Origin of the sequence: Klebsiella sp. 2680 (assembly GCF_900198535.1) — a bacterium.
Lineage (GTDB): Bacteria > Pseudomonadota > Gammaproteobacteria > Enterobacterales > Enterobacteriaceae > Klebsiella > Klebsiella indica.
Window position 1 is genome coordinate 15,989 of sequence record NZ_FZNJ01000003.1, and the last position, 19,772, is coordinate 35,760.

17 protein-coding genes, 1 other RNA gene and 2 pseudogenes are annotated in these 19,772 nt (G+C 50.2%); 13 read left to right on the forward strand and 7 right to left on the reverse strand.

Annotated elements, in window-relative coordinates; genetic code table 11:
- Window positions 1–58: 58 nt before the first annotated feature.
- On the reverse strand, window positions 59–1,423 hold the full coding sequence (gene ffh / locus FN037_RS13280) for a signal recognition particle protein (protein ID WP_138363099.1): 1,365 nt from the start codon (window positions 1,421–1,423) through the stop codon (window positions 59–61).
- Window positions 1,424–1,589: 166 nt separating this feature from the next.
- On the opposite strand from ffh, the gene FN037_RS13285 reads away from it, so the two are divergent.
- Together FN037_RS13285 and FN037_RS13290 are read left to right on the forward strand one after the other, a co-directional pair.
- Window positions 1,590–2,381: an inner membrane protein YpjD gene (locus FN037_RS13285; RefSeq protein WP_138363100.1), complete on the forward strand. Its 792-nt coding sequence runs from the start codon at window positions 1,590–1,592 to the stop codon at window positions 2,379–2,381.
- Window positions 2,382–2,399: 18 nt separating this feature from the next.
- A complete protein-coding gene (locus tag FN037_RS13290; RefSeq protein WP_138363101.1) occupies window positions 2,400–3,689 on the forward strand; it encodes an HlyC/CorC family transporter in 1,290 nt (429 codons plus the stop codon).
- Between the two features lie 68 nt (window positions 3,690–3,757).
- Here the strand turns inward: FN037_RS13290 and grpE are convergent, their stop codons facing one another.
- The gene (gene grpE, locus FN037_RS13295) at window positions 3,758–4,348 is read right to left on the reverse strand and encodes a nucleotide exchange factor GrpE (RefSeq protein ID WP_138363102.1); all 591 of its coding nucleotides are present in this window, start codon (window positions 4,346–4,348) and stop codon (window positions 3,758–3,760) included.
- A gap of 123 nt (window positions 4,349–4,471) precedes the next feature.
- Between grpE and nadK the strand changes: the two genes are divergently transcribed.
- The 3 genes from nadK to bamE all read left to right on the forward strand — a co-directional run bounded on the left by nadK (window position 4,472) and on the right by bamE (window position 7,587).
- Window positions 4,472–5,350 (forward strand): NAD(+) kinase, encoded by an 879-nt coding sequence (gene nadK / locus FN037_RS13300; protein WP_138363103.1) that lies wholly within the window; start codon window positions 4,472–4,474, stop codon window positions 5,348–5,350.
- An 86-nt stretch (window positions 5,351–5,436) separates the two neighbouring features.
- Window positions 5,437–7,098 (forward strand): DNA repair protein RecN, encoded by a 1,662-nt coding sequence (gene recN, locus FN037_RS13305; protein ID WP_142502441.1) that lies wholly within the window; start codon window positions 5,437–5,439, stop codon window positions 7,096–7,098.
- 147 nt (window positions 7,099–7,245) lie between these two features.
- On the forward strand, window positions 7,246–7,587 hold the full coding sequence (gene bamE / locus FN037_RS13310) for an outer membrane protein assembly factor BamE (protein ID WP_138363105.1): 342 nt from the start codon (window positions 7,246–7,248) through the stop codon (window positions 7,585–7,587).
- Window positions 7,588–7,655: 68 nt separating this feature from the next.
- On the opposite strand, the gene FN037_RS13315 is transcribed toward bamE, so the two are convergent.
- Window positions 7,656–7,934: an RnfH family protein gene (locus FN037_RS13315; protein ID WP_395034114.1), complete on the reverse strand. Its 279-nt coding sequence runs from the start codon at window positions 7,932–7,934 to the stop codon at window positions 7,656–7,658.
- A gap of 1 nt (window position 7,935) precedes the next feature.
- Window positions 7,936–8,373, reverse strand: coding sequence for a type II toxin-antitoxin system RatA family toxin (locus FN037_RS13320; RefSeq protein WP_206665985.1), 438 nt, complete (start codon window positions 8,371–8,373; stop codon window positions 7,936–7,938).
- Window positions 8,374–8,523: 150 nt separating this feature from the next.
- On the opposite strand from FN037_RS13320, the gene smpB reads away from it, so the two are divergent.
- From smpB to FN037_RS13340, 4 genes and pseudogenes are all read left to right on the forward strand, one after another.
- On the forward strand, window positions 8,524–9,006 hold the full coding sequence (gene smpB, locus FN037_RS13325; RefSeq protein WP_138363108.1) for an SsrA-binding protein SmpB: 483 nt from the start codon (window positions 8,524–8,526) through the stop codon (window positions 9,004–9,006).
- 146 nt (window positions 9,007–9,152) lie between these two features.
- Window positions 9,153–9,515: a transfer-messenger RNA gene (ssrA, locus tag FN037_RS13330) on the forward strand.
- Window positions 9,516–9,809: 294 nt separating this feature from the next.
- The gene (locus tag FN037_RS13335) at window positions 9,810–11,015 is read left to right on the forward strand and encodes a DUF4236 domain-containing protein (protein ID WP_138363109.1); all 1,206 of its coding nucleotides are present in this window, start codon (window positions 9,810–9,812) and stop codon (window positions 11,013–11,015) included.
- 334 nt (window positions 11,016–11,349) lie between these two features.
- Window positions 11,350–11,448: pseudogene (locus FN037_RS13340) on the forward strand (SOS response-associated peptidase); the annotation flags it as partial.
- A 65-nt stretch (window positions 11,449–11,513) separates the two neighbouring features.
- On the opposite strand, the gene FN037_RS13345 reads toward FN037_RS13340, so the two are convergent.
- Window positions 11,514–12,410 (reverse strand): LysR family transcriptional regulator, encoded by an 897-nt coding sequence (locus FN037_RS13345; RefSeq protein WP_177331091.1) that lies wholly within the window; start codon window positions 12,408–12,410, stop codon window positions 11,514–11,516.
- A gap of 110 nt (window positions 12,411–12,520) precedes the next feature.
- On the opposite strand from FN037_RS13345, the gene FN037_RS13350 reads away from it, so the two are divergent.
- Together FN037_RS13350 and FN037_RS13355 are read left to right on the forward strand one after the other, a co-directional pair.
- The gene (locus FN037_RS13350; protein ID WP_064188004.1) at window positions 12,521–13,684 is read left to right on the forward strand and encodes an alpha/beta fold hydrolase; all 1,164 of its coding nucleotides are present in this window, start codon (window positions 12,521–12,523) and stop codon (window positions 13,682–13,684) included.
- Between the two features lie 624 nt (window positions 13,685–14,308).
- Window positions 14,309–14,926: a LysE family translocator gene (locus FN037_RS13355; RefSeq protein ID WP_142502442.1), complete on the forward strand. Its 618-nt coding sequence runs from the start codon at window positions 14,309–14,311 to the stop codon at window positions 14,924–14,926.
- Window positions 14,927–15,115: 189 nt separating this feature from the next.
- Here the strand turns inward: FN037_RS13355 and FN037_RS13360 are convergent, their stop codons facing one another.
- Window positions 15,116–17,596, reverse strand: coding sequence for a phage tail tip protein (locus FN037_RS13360; protein ID WP_142502443.1), 2,481 nt, complete (start codon window positions 17,594–17,596; stop codon window positions 15,116–15,118).
- Here FN037_RS13360 and FN037_RS13365 point away from each other — a divergent pair.
- Window positions 17,570–18,333: pseudogene (locus tag FN037_RS13365) on the forward strand (IS5 family transposase); the annotation flags it as partial. The gene FN037_RS13360 and the pseudogene FN037_RS13365 overlap by 27 nt on opposite strands.
- A gap of 844 nt (window positions 18,334–19,177) precedes the next feature.
- Window positions 19,178–19,366 (forward strand): hypothetical protein, encoded by a 189-nt coding sequence (locus FN037_RS24395; RefSeq protein WP_185929280.1) that lies wholly within the window; start codon window positions 19,178–19,180, stop codon window positions 19,364–19,366.
- Window positions 19,367–19,425: 59 nt separating this feature from the next.
- Here the strand turns inward: FN037_RS24395 and FN037_RS13375 are convergent, their stop codons facing one another.
- Entirely contained in the window at window positions 19,426–19,671 is a 246-nt protein-coding gene (locus FN037_RS13375; RefSeq protein ID WP_142502445.1) for a hypothetical protein, read from the reverse strand.
- Window positions 19,672–19,772 lie beyond the last annotated feature (101 nt).

The window sequence follows — 19,772 nt, forward strand, 5'->3', positions numbered from 1 at the left end:
ACGTGACCGGGGTGAACGAACGCAGCCAACGCATCTGCGGCTTGAATTATGAAGCGTATTAGCGGCCAGGGAAACCAGGCGGCATCATCCCTTTCATCCCGCGCATCATTTTCATCATGCCGCCTTTCGACTTCATTTTCTTCATCATGCGCTGCATATCGTCAAACTGCTTCAGAAGGCGGTTCACATCCTGCACCTGCATTCCGCAACCCGCAGCAATACGGCGCTTGCGCGAACCTTTAATGATTTCCGGCTTCGCGCGCTCTTTCAGCGTCATCGAATTGATGATCGCTTCCATACGCACCAGAACCTTGTCATCCATCTGCGCTTTAACGTTATCCGGGAGTTGCCCCATGCCCGGCAGTTTGCCCATCAGGCTGGCCATCCCCCCCATGTTTTTCATCTGACGCAACTGTTCAAGGAAATCGGTCAGATCGAAACCGTCACCTTTTTTCAGCTTAGAGGCCAGCTTCTCGGCCTGAGCACGATCGACTTTACTTTCGATATCTTCGATCAGCGACAGAACGTCGCCCATGCCGAGAATACGAGAAGCGATACGGTCCGGATGGAACGGCTCCAGCGCTTCGGTTTTCTCGCCTACGCCGAGGAATTTAATTGGCTTGCCGGTGATATGACGAATCGACAGCGCCGCGCCGCCGCGGGCATCGCCATCAACTTTGGTCAGCACAACGCCGGTCAGCGGCAGCGCTTCGTTAAACGCCTTCGCCGTGTTCGCCGCATCCTGCCCGGTCATCGCATCGACGACAAACAGGGTTTCTACTGGATTCAGAGACGCATGGACTTGTTTTATCTCGTCCATCATCGCTTCATCAACATGCAGACGACCGGCGGTATCCACCAGCAGCACATCGTAGAATTTAAGCTTTGCCTCTTTCAGCGCGGCATTAACAATATCAACCGGTTTCTGACCAACATCCGATGGGAAGAAATCGACGCTAACCTGTTCGGCCAGCGTTTCCAGCTGTTTAATTGCCGCTGGACGATACACGTCGGCAGAAACAACCAGCACTTTCTTTTTATGCTTTTCACGCAGGAATTTACCCAGCTTAGCGACGCTGGTCGTTTTACCCGCCCCCTGCAAGCCGGCCATCAACACCACGGCTGGCGGCTGTGCGGCTAAATCCAGCGCCTGATTCTCTTCGCCCATCGCCGCAACCAGCTCGTTGCGAACGATTTTGACGAACTCCTGGCCTGGCGTCAGGCTTTTGTTAACTTCATGGCCGACCGCGCGCTCTTTCACGCGGTTGATGAAGTCACGAACCACAGGCAGCGCGACGTCCGCCTCCAGCAGCGCCATGCGCACTTCGCGCAGGGTGTCTTTAATATTGTCTTCGGTGAGGCGTCCACGGCCGCTAATGTTGCGCAGCGTACGCGACAAACGATCGGTTAAATTATCAAACATTGTCTCTCGCCTGAGGTGGAAACGGTCGGTCGCCGCAGCGACACAAAAATACGGAATGGCCGCAGTATAACACGACATCAACGCGAATGTGCTGCAACGGTTGGAGCCAGAGTCGCGTGACGCTATACTGCTTTTCTCTACTATTAAGTCAACAGTCGACGCCCATATGCCTGTTTTTGCTCTACTCGCGCTTGTCGCCTACTCCATCAGCCTCGCGCTGATTATCCCTGGCCTGCTGCAAAAAAACAGCAGCTGGAGGAAAATGGCGATCCTTTCCGCAACTGTTGCGTTGATTTGTCACGCCTTCGCGCTGGAATCACGCATTTTTCCTGGCGGCGAAAGCGGGCAAAACCTTAGCCTATTAAATGTAGGATCGCTGGTCAGTCTGATGATTTGCACGGTGATGACCATTGTCGCATCGCGTAATCGCGGCTGGCTATTGCTGCCCATCGTCTACACTTTCGCACTGATCAATCTCGCCTTCGCGACCTTTATGCCGAACGAGTACATCACGCACCTGGAAACCACGCCGGGCATGCTGATACATATCGGTCTGTCGCTCTTCTCATATGCGACGCTGATTATCGCCGCTCTGTACGCGCTACAGCTGGCATGGATTGACTATCAACTGAAGAATAAAAGGCTGATATTCAGCAACGAAATGCCGCCGCTGATGAGCATCGAACGTAAAATGTTCCATATCACCCAGGTCGGCGTGGTTCTGTTGACCCTGACGCTGTGTACCGGGTTGTTCTATATGCATAACCTGTTTAGCGCAGAAAATATTGATAAAGCCGTGATATCTATTGTGGCGTGGTTCGTTTATATCGTCCTGCTTTGGGGGCACTATCATGAAGGCTGGCGCGGGCGCCGGGTCGTCTGGTTCAACGTGGCTGGCGCAGGATTGCTGACGCTGGCCTATTTTGGTAGCCGCGTCTTGCAGCAATTTATGAGCTAAGTCTTTAAGGAATCCCAAGTGGAACATATCTCCACCACTACGCTAATCGTTACTCTGCTCATTATGGTGCTCATCTCCGCCTATTTCTCCGGTTCTGAAACCGGCATGATGACGCTAAACCGCTACCGCCTGCGCCACATGGCCAAGCAAGGCAATCGCCAGGCGAAACGTGTCGAAAAGCTGCTGCGCAAACCCGACCGTTTAATCAGCCTGGTGCTGATCGGCAACAATCTTGTCAATATCCTGGCTTCGGCGTTAGGCACCATTGTCGGGATGCGCCTGTACGGTGATGCCGGCGTCGCCATTGCCACCGGCGTGCTGACCTTCGTGGTGCTGGTTTTCGCCGAGGTGCTGCCGAAAACCATTGCCGCGCTCTACCCGGAGAAAGTCGCCTACCCCAGCAGCCTGCTGCTCGCGCCGCTGCAAATATTAATGATGCCCCTTGTTTGGTTGCTCAACACCATCACCCGCATTCTGATGCGCATGATGGGCATTAAAACCGACATCGTTATCAGCGGAGCATTGAGCAAAGAGGAGCTACGTACCATTGTTAATGAATCTCGCTCACAGATATCCCGCCGCAATCAGGACATGCTGCTATCCGTGCTGGATCTTGAGAAGGTCAGCGTTGACGACATAATGGTTCCCCGCAACGATATTGTCGGCATCAATATTAACGACGACTGGAAATCTATCGTCCGGCAACTGACCCACTCTCCGCACGGACGCATCGTGCTATACCGCGATACGCTGGACGATGCGATCAGCATGCTGCGCGTCCGGGAGGCGTATCGCCTGATGACGGAAAAAAAGGAGTTCACGAAAGAAATCATGCTCCGTGCAGCCGATGAAATTTACTTCGTGCCGGAAGGTACGCCGCTCAGCACGCAACTGGTGAAATTCCAGCGAAATAAGAAAAAAGTGGGCCTGGTAGTGGATGAATATGGCGATATTCAGGGGCTGGTCACGGTGGAAGATATTCTCGAAGAGATCGTCGGGGATTTCACGACGTCAATGTCCCCTACACTTGCAGAAGAGGTCACGCCGCTAAACGATGGCTCAGTGATTATTGACGGCAGCGCCAACGTACGTGAAATCAATAAAGCGTTTAACTGGCATTTGCCGGAAGATGAAGCGCGCACGATTAACGGTATCATTCTGGAAGCCCTTGAGGAGATTCCGGCCCCAGGTACCCGCGTACGCATCGAACAGTATGATATTGATATTCTTGATGTTCAGGAGAATATGATTAAGCAGGTGAAGGTGATGCCGGTAAAACCCATTCGCGAAAGCGTGGCGGAGTCGTAGTAAGCCTTACTTTTTTGCTCGATATGAATAGCAAAACGGCCACCCTGGGGTAGCCGTTTCACTGTTATTTACTTCGCTTTCGCCACGGTCACCATCGCCGCGCGAATCGTACGACCATTCAGGGTATAGCCCTTTTGCATCACGCCCAGAACATTGCCAGCCGCCACATCTTCAGACTCAACCATCGCAATGGCCTGGTGTACGTTCGGGTCCAGCGGCACATTGGTATCAGCAATCACTTCCACGCCGAATTTACGCACCACATCCAGCATTGACTTCAGCGTCAGCTCAATGCCTTCAATCATTGGAACCATATCCGGGTTAGCTTTATCAGCCACTTCCAGCGCGCGATCCAGGCTGTCGATAACCGGCAGCAGTTCGTTGACGAATTTTTCCAGCGCGAACTTATGCGCTTTTTCGATATCCTGCTCCGTACGACGACGCAGGTTATCCTCATCGGCTTTTGCACGCAGCACCACTTCACGTTCGCGCTTCTGCGCTTCAACAAGCTGTGCTTCCAGATTCGCAATTTTTTCATCGCGCGGATCCACCTGCTCAGCCGAAACTTCAGGCTCTACCGCCTCAACGTCATCGTGCTGCTCCGTGATAATTTCTTCCGGGGCCTGCCCCTCAGGCGTTTTCTGTTCTTTACTACTCATGAATTTCTCCGCGTTTTTTCGCATTCATCTCGCTAACTTCGCTTATTATGGGGATCAGTTTCCGGGTTTCAAGGGAACACAGCCAGATTGTCACTATTCATTTAACCTAAGGACATCCAGATCATGAAGAACCATTTCAAGTGTATAGGCATCGTGGGACACCCCCGTCACCCAACCGCCCTGACCACACATGAAATGCTCTGGCGCTGGCTGTCCAGTAAAAATTATGACGTACTGGTTGAACAGCAAATCGCGCATGAACTGCAGCTTAGCGGTGTTAAAACAGGGACGCTGGCGGAAATTGGCCAACAGGCGGACCTGGCCGTTGTCGTTGGCGGCGATGGCAATATGCTCGGAGCCGCACGCACGCTGGCGCGCTACGATATCAACGTCATCGGCATTAACCGCGGCAATCTCGGTTTTCTGACCGATCTCGACCCGGATAACGCGCTACAGCAGCTCGCCGACGTACTCGAAGGCCATTATATCGCCGAAAAACGCTTTCTGCTGGAAGCGCAGGTGTGCCAGCAAGATTGCCAGAAGCGCATTAGCACAGCCATTAACGAAGTCGTTCTGCACCCCGGCAAAGTTGCGCATATGATTGAGTTTGAAGTCTATATTGACGAGGTATTTGCGTTCTCTCAACGCTCCGACGGCCTGATTATCTCTACGCCGACCGGTTCCACGGCCTATTCCCTCTCCGCCGGAGGACCGATCCTGACGCCTTCGCTGGATGCTATCACCCTGGTGCCCATGTTCCCGCATACGCTTTCGGCCCGCCCGCTGGTCATTAACGGCGACAGTACCATTCGTCTGCGTTTCTCCCAGCGCTGCAGCGACCTGGAGATTAGCTGTGACAGCCAGATAGCCCTCCCGATTCAGGATGGTGAAGATGTATTGATCCGCCGCTGCGATTATCACCTCAACCTCATTCACCCTAAAGATTACAGCTATTTCAATACATTAAGCACTAAACTCGGCTGGTCAAAAAAATTGTTCTGATTTTATGCCCCGCCTCTTTACTGTATAAAAAACCAGTTTATACTGTATTTAAACACAGTAATGGTTTTTCATACAGGAAGGCAGCTATGTTGGCACAACTCACTATCAGTAATTTTGCTATCGTTCGTGAGCTGGAAATCGATTTTCACAGTGGTATGACTGCCATCACCGGTGAAACCGGCGCCGGAAAATCAATTGCCATCGACGCGCTGGGGCTTTGTCTCGGTGGTCGGGCGGATGCCGACATGGTTCGCAGAGGCGCCAGCCGGGCTGATTTATGCGCGCGCTTCGCCCTGAAAGACACGCCCGCCGCCCAGCGCTGGCTGGAACAGAACCATCTGGAAAGCGGATGTGAGTGTTTACTGCGTCGGGTCATCAGCGCTGATGGTCGTTCCCGCGGTTTTATTAACGGTACGGCAGTTCCTCTATCGCAACTCCGCGAACTGGGTCAGTTACTTATCCAGATCCACGGTCAGCATGCGCACCAGTTACTGACCAGACCCGAGCATCAAAAAGCTCTGCTTGATGGCTACGCTGGTGAGTATGCGCTTACTCAACGTATGGACGAACACTATCGCCAGTGGCATCAAAGTTGCCGCGATCTGGCGCAACATCAGCAGCAAAGCCAGGAGCGCGCAGCTCGTGCAGATCTGTTGCAATACCAGTTAAAAGAATTAAATGAATTCAATCCGCTGGCGGGTGAATTTGAACAGATCGATGAAGAATACAAACGACTGGCCAACAGTGGTCAGTTGTTGACGACCTGTCAGCATGCGCTAATGGTGCTGGCAGACAGCGAAGAAGCCAACCTGCAAAACCTGCTCTACACCGCTAAACAACTGGTGAGCGAACTGACCGGCATGGACAGTAAACTCTCCGGGGTGCTGAATATGCTGGAAGAAGCCTCTATCCAGCTTAGCGAAGCCACTGACGAACTGCGTCATTACCACGATCGCCTCGATCTCGATCCAAATCGTCTGTTCGAGCTGGAACAGCGCATTTCCCGGCAAATCACCCTGGCGCGCAAGCATCAGATTTCCCCTGAAGAACTTCCTGCATTTTACCAGTCCTTGCTGGAAGAGCAGCGCCTGCTGGATGATAACGCCGGTTCTCTTGAATCCCTTAGCCAGAGGGTCGCTGAACATCATCACCAGGCGCTGGAGACAGCAAAGCAGTTGCACAACCTGCGCCAGCGTAGTGCTGATGAACTGGCTCGGCTCATTACTGAAAGTATGCACTCACTTTCGATGCCACACGGCGTGTTCTCCATTACTGTCGCGTTTGATGAACGTCATCTTACTGCCGAAGGCGCGGATCATATCGAATTCCGCGTAACAACTAACCCGGGCCAACCGCTGCAGCCGATTGCCAAAGTCGCCTCCGGAGGTGAGTTATCTCGTATTGCGCTCGCGATTCAGGTTATCACCGCGCGGAAGATGGAAACGCCGGCATTGATTTTTGATGAAGTGGATGTAGGTATCAGCGGCCCGACAGCAGCGATAGTGGGCAAACTGCTACGTCAGTTGGGTGAATCAACCCAGGTGATGTGCGTGACTCATCTACCGCAAGTTGCCGGTTGCGGCCATCACCATTTCTTTGTCTGTAAAGAAACTGACGGGGAAATGACTGAAACGCATATGCGCCCTCTGGATAAACGCGCCCGTTTGCAGGAACTGGCCCGTCTGTTGGGTGGTAGCGAAGTCACCCGTAACACCCTGGCAAACGCGAAAGAGTTGCTTGCCGCGTAAACTTTTTGATTTTCACAGAGTCATAGTGAACAGCAAATTGCCAATAGACCTGCAGCCGAAGGTTCCCAACCGGGCAAAGGTCTATTATCATCGGCATATTACAGACGAGCCACGTACTGTTCGGGCCCAAAAAGGAATCAAATCACTATGCGCTGTAAAACGCTGACTGCTGCCGCAGCGGTTCTTCTCATGTTGACCGCAGGCTGTTCCACTCTGGAACGAGTGGTTTACCGACCTGACATCAACCAGGGTAACTATCTGGCACCAACCGACGTAGCAAAAGTTCATGTCGGCATGACGCAGCAACAGGTTGCCTATGCTCTGGGTACTCCAATGATGTCGGATCCGTTTGGCACCAATACCTGGTTCTACGTTTTCCGTCAGCAACCCGGGCATGAAAAAGTCACCCAGCAAACCCTTACCCTGACCTTTGACAGCAGTGGAGTGTTAACCCACATTGACAACAAACCGGCCCTGACGGCGGAGTAAGACTGCTTAGATACAAAAAGCGCTCACTGAGCGCTTTTTGTGTTTCTGAAGATTTGCGCCTGAAACGATTACTTCCCTGCGTTTTTCTCTGCCCGCTGACGACGTAGTTCTTTCGGGTCAGCAATCAGCGGCCGATAAATTTCTACCCGATCGCCATCATGAACTTCATCCTGAAGCTTAGCCGGGCGGCTATAGATCCCCACTTTGTTTTTCGCCAGATCGATATCATCACGCAGCGCCAGAAGACCGCTGGCAACGATCGCCTGCTCGACCGTCGCCCCTTCATCCAGCTTAACCTGTTGCAGATACTGCTTTTCTGGCAACGCGTAGGCGACTTCGACCATCATTTTAGCCGACACTGTAGACCTCTTTGGCACGGCTCGTAAACGCTTGCACCATGTTCATGGCCAGCTCTTTGAAGATACGACCAAACGCCATTTCAATCAGTTTATTGGTAAATTCAAAATCGAGATGAAACTCAATTTTGCACGCTTCAGGGCTTAGCGGAATAAACGTCCAGCCGCCAATCAGCTTTTTGAATGGGCCATCGACCAGGCTCATCAGGATACTCTGGTTACTGGTCAGCGTATTTCTCGTCGTGAAGGTCTTACTGATACCCGCTTTAGATACATCAACCGCCGCAGTCATTTGCGTTGGTCCTAGTTCCAGAACCCGACTACCGGTACAGCCCGGCAGAAAATCAGGATAAGACTTCACATCATTTACCAGTTGATACATTTGTTCCGCACTGTACGGCACCAGTGCGGTACGGCTAATCTGAGGCATGGCAGGTTCCACATATAAACACGGTACAAATAATACCATTTATCTACTGCTAAAAAAAACGCTGTACCGCAACTCGTGCTAAGATAGCGCATTACGCCTCGCAGGATGGATTGAGGTACGACTGTTTTAAGACGATGACTTCAGGATACTATGACTAAGAAAAAAGCCCACAAACCTGGATCAGCCACCATTGCGCTGAATAAACGCGCTCGTCATGAATACTTTATCGAAGATGAATACGAGGCTGGTCTTGCCCTTCAAGGATGGGAAGTCAAATCCCTCCGAGCAGGCAAAGCCAACATAGGCGATAGCTACGTCATTCTGAAAGATGGCGAAGCCTATCTGTTTGGCGCTAACTTTACGCCAATGGCGGTGGCTTCCACTCACTATGTCTGCGACCCCACGCGTACCCGTAAGCTTTTGCTAAACCAGCGCGAACTGGACACGCTATATGGACGCATCAACCGCGAAGGTTATACCGTGGTTGCCTTATCGCTGTACTGGAAGAACGCCTGGTGCAAAGTAAAAATTGGCGTCGCCAAAGGTAAGAAACAGCACGATAAACGTACCGATCTAAAAGACCGCGAATGGGCGCTGGATAAAGCGCGCATCATGAAAAACGCAGGCCGTTAATTCCCTTCTGCTCTTGAGGGTCAGTTTCACTGGCCCTCGCGTTATATTGTTGTTGATGCTGACTTTTTGCTCTGCCTGCCGGAATAATCCGCGAAACGAGGACTGGTAAGCATATTCATAAATCTGTTATACTGTATTTACACATTGGGGCTGATTCTGGATTCGACGGGATTTGCGAAACCCAAGGTGCATGCCGAGGGGCGGTTGGCCTCGTAAAAAGCCGCAAAAAATAGTCGCAAACGACGAAAACTACGCTTTAGCAGCTTAATAACCTGCTCTGAGCCCTCTCTCCCTAGCTTCCGCTCTTAAGACGGGGATCAAAGAGAGGTCAAACCCAAAAGAGATCGCGTGGATGCCCTGCCTGGGGTTGAAGCGTTAAAACTAATCAGGCTAGTTTGGTAGTGGCGTGTCCGTCCGCAGGTGCCAGGCGAATGTAAAGACTGACTAAGCATGTAGTACCGAGGATGTAGGAATTTCGGACGCGGGTTCAACTCCCGCCAGCTCCACCAATCATGATTGGACAGTGATAGGACATCACTAGCAATAACAGGAAGTTAGCAGTCTCAGCAGGACACCGACCAGACGGTGCGGGGACAAAAAAGGATACGCAAAGGAGCCGCGGCTCCCTAGCGACAAAAAAGCCCGCCTACGCGGGCTTTTTTGTTTTACTCCACCAGCAAGTTAATCGCTTTATCATGGCGGTATGAAGATGAGCTAAGGATAGGATAGGCTTTTGTATCAGCTCAATGTTCATATAAAAACATTTCGAACTTTGGTACACAAAACTACACAGGGATAACTTTATGTCTCTTCGTTTCAGACAAACCTTTACTCTATTTCCTGGCGTGAAACTCAACATTGGAAAGCGTGGAATAAGCGCAAGCATCGGGGTACCTGGTGCAACTGTCAATGTTGGGAAAAAAGGACTCAGGGCGACTGTGGGACTCCCGGGTACGGGTTTATCTTATACTACACCTACCCTGCCCTATGATGATGGCCACTCAGTTACGAATCCATTAATTCCGTCCTCGACAGAACCTGATTTTGGCTTGACGGAATCATTTCCAAGCAACACTCCATCGAACGCTAAAATATATATGCCCATGGCTGGCATGAATGAAATTTCAAGCGCTTCGGTGGAAGTCCTGACAAGCTCGTCCCTTTTACCTTTACGGGATTTGATTGCTAAAGCGCGAGAACAAAGGGCAGAGATAAAATCTGATTTACAAGAGGCTCTTGCTGAAGAGTCAAAACAAAAGAACGAGTTGGTTCGACGCAAATCAAGTCTATTCCGTTGGTTTTACAAACGACGCATCGCAGAACTTGAGACAGAACTTCCCGTAACGCAAGCTGAGATATCTCGCCTAGTATCATGGGAAGATAGCACAAAAATAGCCATAACCTTCGAGAGCAGTGATGCTTCACAGCGCGCATATGCAGCAATGGTCCGTGCATTCGATATGTTAAAATCGAGTGTCAAAAAATGGGATATTACTGCAGATAAAGCTACAGACCAGTTTGCCGAAAGAACATTAGCAACCAGGTCTGTTAATCGTCACCCAGTTACCTTTGATTTCAGTTCAACGGATCTCATTCAATTTACAGGGCGTGCAATGCGATTTGAAAATGTGAATGGCGACGATATTTTGCTTTATCCTGGAGTTGCAGTCATACCACGAGCTGATGGGGCGTTCGCTCTGATTGATTTACGCGAATTACAAATCAGTTCAGAATATCGAAGATTCCATGAGGAAGAAGGTGTTCCCAGTGACTCACGCATAGATGGGCATACATGGGCGAAAACGAATAAAAATGGCTCACCAGACCGTCGATTTAAAGACAACTACCAAATCCCTATCTGCATTTATGGAAATATTACTTTCCATTCTCAAACTGGGGTAACTGAAGAATATATGGTATCAAATGCAGACGCCGCGCAAGCCTTTGCTGAGGCAGTAAAGCGCTATCAGACCTCACTCGCAGAATCCGAAGCGTTGATGAAGGCCTAACCTATCGCAGATATGGGGTGTCGGGGGTCGGAGGTTCAAATCCTCTCGTGCCGACCAAATAATCCCAATAGAACCAGCCTCTTATGGCTGGTTTTTTTATGCCTGTTTTTTGTACGGGGAGTTAATGGGGTGAAACTGGGGTGAAAACCCGTCAAACATTCACATCTCAGGGCATAGCTTCAAACGCTTATTTCTCACCTTGATACTGCATGTTCACACAGTGTGCGTGCTGTATTTCCAACCATTGAAGGAATTGTAGAGACTACTCTGAAAGATGCCTGGGAAACGGCTGATGACTGGTTTATAAACTGAGCTGTCAATACAATCACTCGTGGTGTCAGCAGACCATTTCACATGGCACCCTGTTTCCCGTGCCGTGGATAACGCGAAAAACCAAGTGCCAGAATTAATCGAGGCTATTGAGCGCCTATAAATTGATAACGTCGGCGATGTGCCAATAGCTGACATTACTGAACGTATATTTCATTTTTTCTCTCTTTACAGCTGTGTATCTCTTAAAGCTTCAGCAATAAAATCTACAAAGCTACGAACCTTGAAAGGAATGCGGATCGCACTGGGATACACTGCCTGAATGGTAAGTTCCGTTGTCTTGTACGCAGGCAGCAGCTCAATCAGTCTGCCCTGTTTTATATGCTCACAAAAAACAAAACTAGGACCATATGCTATGCCTGTTCCGGCCAGAGCGGCTTCCAGAAGCAACTGAATATTATTGGACGTGATTCGGCATGCACTTTCGATACGGTGAAAGCTGCCCTCAGGGTCGCAAATTGTCCAGTCTCCCGCTGAAACCGCCTGGCTGAACGCCAGACGCGGCGCGCGGGAAATATCTTCCGGCGTCTCTGGTGTGCCGTTTTTTTTCAGATAATCTGGTGATGCACATAAAACCATCTTGCAGGGCGCCAGCCGCCGGGTAACCAGCGACGGATCGTCAAGACTCCCAACCCTGATGGCAACATCAATTCGATTTTCAAGCAGGTCTGCGTATTTGTCTTCAAGCACAACATCCAGACTGACCTCCGGAAATTGTTCCAGATAACGTGACACGATCGCCCCAAGATGCATTGCACCGAAGGCGACCGGCGCAGCAATGCGAAGTAACCCGCGCGGTGTTGCCTGGACATCTCTCGCTTCTCTGTTCGCATCTTCCACAGCCTCAAGAATAACTTTACAACGTTCATAATATCGCTGCCCCACATCGGTCAGGCTCAGACGGCGTGTTGAACGCTGAATAAGCCGGACATTTAAATCGGATTCGATAGCACTGACATGTTTTCCTGCCATTGCCGCTGAAAGCTTAAAACGTCTTGCAGCCGCCGCAAAACTTCCTTCTTCCACTGCCGACATAAAAATCTGCATGCTGATAAATCTGTCCATAAACCCCGCCATTCGATAATTTGAGTATCGTCTATCGATATTATTTCACGGATTATCATTAATTGGGGCTGTAATTAACATTGTTTTCATTCCTCAGGAGGTGTGAAACAATGAAAATTAACGTGAACAATACGGGTATCAATGTACAGCTACAGGGCAGCGGTGAACTTGCGCTGGTATTTTTGCACTATTATGGCGGCTCATCCCGTACATGGGAGAGCGTGACAGGTCAGTTACCAGACCGCTACCGCACAGTTGCCATTGATCATCGTGGCTGGGGCTTGTCAGACGCTCCCGTATCCGGATACAGGATTGAAGACCTTGCCCGGGATGCCGAAGGCGTTATTTCGGCGCTTGAGCTTAAACGCTATATTCTGGTTGGCCATTCGATGGGGGGAAAGGTCGCCCAATTGATGGCATCGCGGCAGCCCGAAGGACTTGAGGGTCTGGTTCTCATTGCACCTTCCCCACCTTCCCCCATGTTGCTTTCCTCAGAGGAGCGCGACAGACTATCCAGCGCCTATAACAGCCGCGAATCAGTTGGGTTTGTCATCGACAATGTCCTGACGGCGCGGCCGCTCAGCCCTGCGATTCGTGAGCAGGTTATCGAGGACAGTTTAGGAGCGTCAGACGGAGCCAAAGCAGGCTGGCCCGGTGTGGCGATCAGCGAAGACATCACACGGGAAGTCGCCTCCATTAATGTTCCGGTCAGAGTCATCTCAGGGGAACTGGACCGGGTCGATACCCCGGAAACTTTGCAAAGAGAGTTGCTACCCCGTATTCCTCACGCAGCGATGTATATTATTCCCGGCACGGGACACCTTTCACCGCTTGAATCACCCGGTGTGATCGCTAGTCACCTGTCAGCCTTCGCAGCATCGATTGAGAAGCGTGCCGCAGTTTATCGCTCCCCTACTGAAACCATCGCCGCCTTTGATGAAGCATTCAACGCGGGAAAAATTGATAATTTAATGTCCGTTTTCAGTAATCGCGCCACCATGAAAATGACTGATGGAGCTGTTATTGAAAGTAATCCTGAAGCACTACGGATGGCTTTAATCGCGCTGACAGCATCACGGCCAGTTATCAGGAACCAGATACGCGCTCTCATCTCTTCTGGTGATCTCGTTCTCGTCCTTATCGACTGGTCGCTGACTATGACTTCAGATGACGGCACTCAACGCGTTGAACACGGTATCGCCACGCAGGTAATGGAGCAGGGTGCGGACAAGGGCTGGCGGATACGCATTTCAAACCCATCAGGGATTGTCTGAATGCTATTAAAGATGGAAAGAACTTACAGATGAAGATATTCATATGCAGTAAAACATAACAAGTCAGGGCTGGTTGTAGATGCAGCCTTGCCATTGGCTCCAGCCACATGCTCAGAACACCGCCCCTGACGGTTCGGCAGAGCCTACCAGCTCTGCCGTTTTGCCAAATCGGACTGAAATTCCGACCTGTCGGGACTCCTATAGATATATGAGCAAACTAGTAATGTTGGAGGATACCAGAGCCTCATCAGCAGACCTGTGTTCAGCTTCTTAGTATTCTGACCCGGAACGTCCGTTTCTCGCTCAAAGCTGACCTTCAGTTCATTCAAAACGTCTGCTGAGGGTGAGTGCCAAAGGCGGACTTTGATGGACTAGTGGTAAATCCCATCGCAGTGAGGAACGTGTATCCTATGTATACCAACAAATTCGACCTTTAATTGTATTAGCTCAGACTTGATCTGGCATTGTCACAGCACAGAGCTTAACCTTACCTGACAGGCCGGTCTGGGCCAGGAGCGGATGTTCTAGGCATTGTGTTATATTGTTAACCGGGAGCAGTTCATGGGGTGTGTATTTCGCGGAATGCGGGGGCTGTCTGACACTGATTAATGATGGAGAAGAGTCATGACAAGTGATTTGATCGCGCTTTCTGCTATTGGCGTAGCTATCCTGTTTGGCGCAATGAGCCCGGGAGTTAGCTTTCTTCTCGTGGCACGCACGGCCATGTCCAGTTCGAGACGGGCGGCTTTATCTGTCGCTGCAGGTATGGGTTTTGGTGCGTTTGTTTTTGCTGCCATAGCGTTAGCAGGTCTTCACACCCTGCTGACTCTGGTCCCATCACTTTACATGGGACTGAAGGTTGCAGGCGGTTGCTATCTTTTATGGCTGGCGTTGAAAATGTTTCGTCGTCCTTCAAATCGTTTTAATGATTCTGCCGGTACCGAGGAAATAAGCGCCTTAAAAGCTTTTATGACTGGCGTATTTACGCAAATCAGCAATCCCCATACTGCACTGGTCTTTGCCAGTATTTTTTCCGCAGCGCTTAGCAAAAATATTCAACCTGTTATGTATATCATCCTGCCAACAATGGCATTCGTTATTGATATGCTCTGGTATGCAGTTGTTGCATGCTTATTATCAACTGACGGGCCACGTCAGGTTTACATTAAATACCGTAAGTTTATAGATAAACTCAGCGGAGGCGTTATGGCCCTTCTGGGAATACGACTGCTGTTGAAGTAAGTCAGACGAGTACGATTTAGTCTACTAACACGACGTGTGCATGGCCTCGCTCAAAGCAGACTGTCAGATTTGATTGTGTGCTGTCAGTGAAAACTGTCAGCTCAAGTCTGAGCTAATACACTTTAATCGTAAAGCGCCGTGTTTATATAGTTGACCTCATTATCATTCAGTAAATTGAGCTAATACATTTTATTTGGTGATGACCGAACCTGAACGGCTGACAAACACGTGATACCTGGAAAGCATGAAAATCGTCCCGGTTGCGTTTGACGCGTTGTGTAACACGCATTCCACATCTGTATAACCATCACCAGCCGGAATAGAGACGGAGAACGACCCAATATTGTATCGACCGCCGTTTGACTGCCTCCACACCTGAGTGTCACCAGCCCTAATCTGGAAGTATGTTCCCGAACCTGATCCGCCACCCGTCATTCCCAGACAAGCAACCATGCCAACTGCGCATGAGCCCAAATTTAGCCTGTCGCTCGGACTGTTTTCATAGACAATGGCATTCTGACGACCTGCGGAATCATTCATCAATATCGATCCAACAATCGTGACTTTCTGCGGGAAGCTTTGTTGTTTGACACGACAAAATCTCACTATCTTCGTACCATCGTTCCCCAGATCTTCACTAAAGAAAATAGTCTGGTTAGGCAGCGTGTCAGAAATGTCTCCGACAATTTTATCCGCGCTCAAAGTGCCGCTGATCGTACAGCTTTCATTGATTACTACGTTATCAAGTTCGCCGCTGGTCGCCTCAATTTTCCCGCGCACTGTAACGTCATTAAACTCCGCCTTTCCGTTCTTGTTAACCTGCCAGCCCTTCGATCCGGAAGCGAAGTCATTCGACTGAATCACATTCCCTATTTTCGCATTATCGACGCTGCCGTCTTTAATGCGAGCCTTGTCGATGTACAGTTCATTGCCCTCGGCGATCATCACCGGCACGGAAGTTTTGCTGTTGCGGTTAAACAGCGAGAAACGGTCGGCATAGAGGATCAGGTCGCTTGTACTGCCGTCGCTGCCCAACACGATACCGGCGCCCACCTTCTTCCCGTTGTTTGTTTCAACTTTGATGGAGTACATCGAGCTGACCTTGCCGTTTGTCTCCGCCAGCGTCTGACCCTGGGCCTGTACGGTAGACGACAAGGTACCGACTGTACTGTTCAGACTCGTCAGGCTGTTTGCTGCTGATTCAATTTTCCCCTCGGCACTTGTCACCCGACTGGTCAGTGAATTGACCGCCCCCGCATCGGCTTTACCGCTCAGCGAACTCTGCAGGCTGGTGAGCTGCTGGCTCTGTGCCGTGATTTTATTCTCGGCATTCGTTACCCGCGTTGTCAGTCCGCTGATGGCAGTGGTGCTGGCATCAGCCACATCCAAGGCAGCCTGCGCATCGGTTATATCTGTAACGACGATATCATCGATATAGAGCTCATAACCCGGAGTGCCGCTCCCGGTTGCGCCGCGGGTAGAAATCCAGACCACACCGCGCGTCCGCCCGGTTCCGTTCATCTGCGCCTTACCGCTGAACTTCACCCACTTCCCTCGGCCACCCAGACCGCTTTCGCTTATCGTGACCGCAGCCTGCCAGGCGCTCTGACCAGCAGCATTCTGTCCCTGAATACCGACTATCGTATTCCAGCCCGATGATGGTGACTGGTCTGACGGCATCATGGCCCAAAGTTCGATTCTGTACACCGCGTTCTCGCGGATACTCGACCACGGGCCTATCGTCTTGTCGCTGTTGCCTCCGTCGTTTGCCTCACGGCGCAGGCGCAGGCTTTTGCTACCATTAAACTTCTGCGCTGTAGTGACGACGGCGCCACTTCCACCGATTTGCTGGCCATCAGCATAGCTTTCCAGTGAACCATCAAACCACGGGTTGGAGACCTGGTTGCGCAGCGTGCTGATACTCCCGGACAGAGATGTGATGCTCTCTGACTGCGTGGTCAGCGTGTCTTCCACCTGGCTGACCCGGTTCGTCAGCGTGTTCACCGCGCTGCTGTCCGCCTTCTTACCAATGTTCTGGTTTGCGGTCGACAGACCGTTTTCCAGCGCTGTGGTCCGGCTACCAATACTGCTCAGCGTGTTGCCCTGCTGGTTGACGGTCGTCTTCAGAGAATCAACGGCTTTTGCTGTGGCGTCGGCTGTGTTCTGGGCCTTGTTGGCCGCAGTAACGTTACGCAGGTGCCAGTCAGCTACATACCAGACCGTTCCGAATGGCGAACTCTGGTTAATCTGCAGGAACGGACGCATGAAATTCGTGTCCGACGGGACCGTAAATCGCCATGTCGCGCGCTTCCATGACGCTGTGGTTTTAGTGTTTCCGCCAGAAGCCTTTGCTCCGATACCGCCGGTCGCAGATGTGGCTCTGCCAATATAAAAGTTGAAATCAGCGCTACCGTTACCGCACGCGACAAGGGCGGTCATCTCAAAGATATCTCCCGGAGTGACCGCGATATTGTTCGCACTACTAAGGCTGATGTGATGATCTCGCGCAGCTATTTTTGCAGCATACGCAAATGGGCAGCCCGCTGGTACGCCGTCACTTGAGGTGGCTACGACGGTAAACCCCATCTGGTTAGCAGCCGGATCAAATGACGGGTTCGGGATATAATCATCACCGGCAAAGGTGGCCGTCCTTACTTCGCGCACAGACATGTCATGAATGGCATATTTTGGGTGCTTTGTTCCGGTGCTCCCTGGAGAGATTTGCCTGAACGTTACGGTCACTGGAAGACGGTTTATAACCGCTTTAACCGATGGTCTAAGGCTGGAATAATGAACAGTATTTTCAATAAATTACTCCAGATTCTGGATGAAAAAAAGTTGGTTGACTGGGATGTTATTGCACTTGATGGCAGTAATATCAGGGCCCTGAAAGCAGCGGCAGGTGCGAAAAAAAACATCCCGATGACCTCAACGACCATGGGCTGGGTCGCTCTCGCGGCGGCTTTGGCACCAAAATCCATTTGGCGACAGACGGGACAGGATTGCCATTAAGCTTCTGCCTGAGTGGTGGACAAGCCCACGAGAGCCAGTATGCACAAGTTCTGCTCAGCCGGGTCGGCATTATTCGTCAAAGTGGGTGCCTGAAATCCCGGGCAAAAGCAGTGCTGGCGGATAAAGGTTATTCAAGTAAAAAATTTCGTATTAGTTTGAAATTGAAGGGAATCAAGGCAGTTATTCCTTTTAAAAGTAATGAGAAAGCCAGCCGTGATGGACGCCGAAAACTGGATATCCGCTTATATAAAAAGCGCAATGTAGTAGAACGTAGCTTTGCAGCATTGAAAGAAAACAGGCGAATCGCCACACGTTCGGAAAAAACAGCCAGAAACTACCTGAGCATGCTAAAACTGGGGGCGATCAGGTTATTTTTAAGGCGATTGTTAAGTTAAGGGACACAGCCTAGCTTTTTCATTTTGTAAAACATCTACTACAGTATTTTTGTCATCTTTTAACTAAAGCAAGGGCTAACTCTGCGAAGCCGCTGCGCTTGCTTCTTCGAGTTCCCCTTGCTTTTCTGCCCTTCGGTTAGAAAAGGAAGACCCGTGGCTATGTGTCGCTCAAAGCGAACCTGATGAACTTGCTCACAGTCCACTATCACCAGCACTGCTCTCAATGAGCAGGGATTTCCGCCTGATGTTATTGAGGCTGCACTGGCCTTGTATCTATATAAAAATACCCCTTAACTACGTGTGGCTGATATGGCAACCTCGCTCAACAAAACGATAATCATTCTCTTTTGAAGAATATAAGTAATTTGTTCGTTTCCATTTCCGGACTGAGACAAAAACATAAAAAAGGTTCGTGTTTATACTTTGTTTTCGTGTCTCTACTATTTATTACTCTTATAGGATTTTTTAGGATATTACGCACTGTAAAGCGATATCATCAGGAATTCAGCAATGCCTCAGACATCATTGAACTATAGTTCTGGTTCGTATTATCCTGCGTCGCGATTTCGGTAGAATGTTGAATAAGTGTTATAAAGTGGTTGTAGACAGGAAAAGCAAATAATAACTTAGAGAATATTTATGAGAGAATTGGTTCATGATGAAATAAAATCTATTGCCGGTGCCGAATGTACCTTTAATTGCCTCGGACAGGCTGCGGTGAGTGTTGGAGTTGCTGGTGCAATTGGCGGTACGATAGCTGGTAATGCTACGCTGCCGGTCATCGGAATGGTTCCGGGTTGGGTGGCCGGAGGGATTATGGGTACAATTGGAGGAGCGGCTGGATATGGTGCGACATGTTGGTGGAGTGACACTTCTACGAATTAGTCTGGCAAGTCTGGTTGTTTTTATTATCACATTAGCAATCAGCATTTATCTTGATAAAGGGCAGGGATTAACAAAACCCGTTATTCAGGCAATTATTGCCACATTAATTTTTGGTACTGGATTTATCCTTCTTATGAGGAATAAATGATTTCAAATCTTCCTTGTTAACTGGATAATTCTCTAATACACGGTATCCACCGCAAGGCATTAATCGCTACTGTATCGCTCCGCCTGATCGCGTATTACAGTTTGCCCCACTTTTTTTGGTTCATCGCAGGTTAGAGTGAACCAATAGAAAACGGCAGTCAGAAGGTTTAGGTTTGTATTCGCCAAAACACACCCTGAACCTTCAAAACTGCCGTCATGATGAATGCTAACCTGACTTCTCTTTTCTGGAAAGGATTCAGTGTCTTTTCCTGCACTGAAATTGTCCACGATACCCTGCTTATCCACCTTCAGCCCCTGACTTCCCAACCGCCATGTTGTCGTGGATGCAACCGCAATATTCCGCATATTCACGATGCTACCCTGCGCCGTGTCAGGGAGCGTGAACT

Coding starts and splice junctions, on each gene's coding strand:
- FN037_RS13315 (WP_395034114.1), bottom strand. CDS start 7,934: ATGATGGTCGAAGTCGCCTACGCGTTGCCAGAAAAGCAGTATCTGCAA.
- FN037_RS13360 (WP_142502443.1), bottom strand. CDS start 17,596: ATGTCTGTGCGCGAAGTAAGGACGGCCACCTTTGCCGGTGATGATTAT.
- grpE (WP_138363102.1), bottom strand. CDS start 4,348: ATGAGTAGTAAAGAACAGAAAACGCCTGAGGGGCAGGCCCCGGAAGAA.
- smpB (WP_138363108.1), top strand. CDS start 8,524: ATGACTAAGAAAAAAGCCCACAAACCTGGATCAGCCACCATTGCGCTG.
- nadK (WP_138363103.1), top strand. CDS start 4,472: ATGAAGAACCATTTCAAGTGTATAGGCATCGTGGGACACCCCCGTCAC.
- FN037_RS13285 (WP_138363100.1), top strand. CDS start 1,590: ATGCCTGTTTTTGCTCTACTCGCGCTTGTCGCCTACTCCATCAGCCTC.
- FN037_RS13350 (WP_064188004.1), top strand. CDS start 12,521: ATGAAAATTAACGTGAACAATACGGGTATCAATGTACAGCTACAGGGC.
- ffh (WP_138363099.1), bottom strand. CDS start 1,423: ATGTTTGATAATTTAACCGATCGTTTGTCGCGTACGCTGCGCAACATT.
- FN037_RS13320 (WP_206665985.1), bottom strand. CDS start 8,373: ATGCCTCAGATTAGCCGTACCGCACTGGTGCCGTACAGTGCGGAACAA.
- recN (WP_142502441.1), top strand. CDS start 5,437: ATGTTGGCACAACTCACTATCAGTAATTTTGCTATCGTTCGTGAGCTG.
- bamE (WP_138363105.1), top strand. CDS start 7,246: ATGCGCTGTAAAACGCTGACTGCTGCCGCAGCGGTTCTTCTCATGTTG.
- FN037_RS13335 (WP_138363109.1), top strand. CDS start 9,810: ATGTCTCTTCGTTTCAGACAAACCTTTACTCTATTTCCTGGCGTGAAA.
- FN037_RS13355 (WP_142502442.1), top strand. CDS start 14,309: ATGACAAGTGATTTGATCGCGCTTTCTGCTATTGGCGTAGCTATCCTG.
- FN037_RS13345 (WP_177331091.1), bottom strand. CDS start 12,410: ATGGACAGATTTATCAGCATGCAGATTTTTATGTCGGCAGTGGAAGAA.
- FN037_RS24395 (WP_185929280.1), top strand. CDS start 19,178: ATGGTGCGACATGTTGGTGGAGTGACACTTCTACGAATTAGTCTGGCA.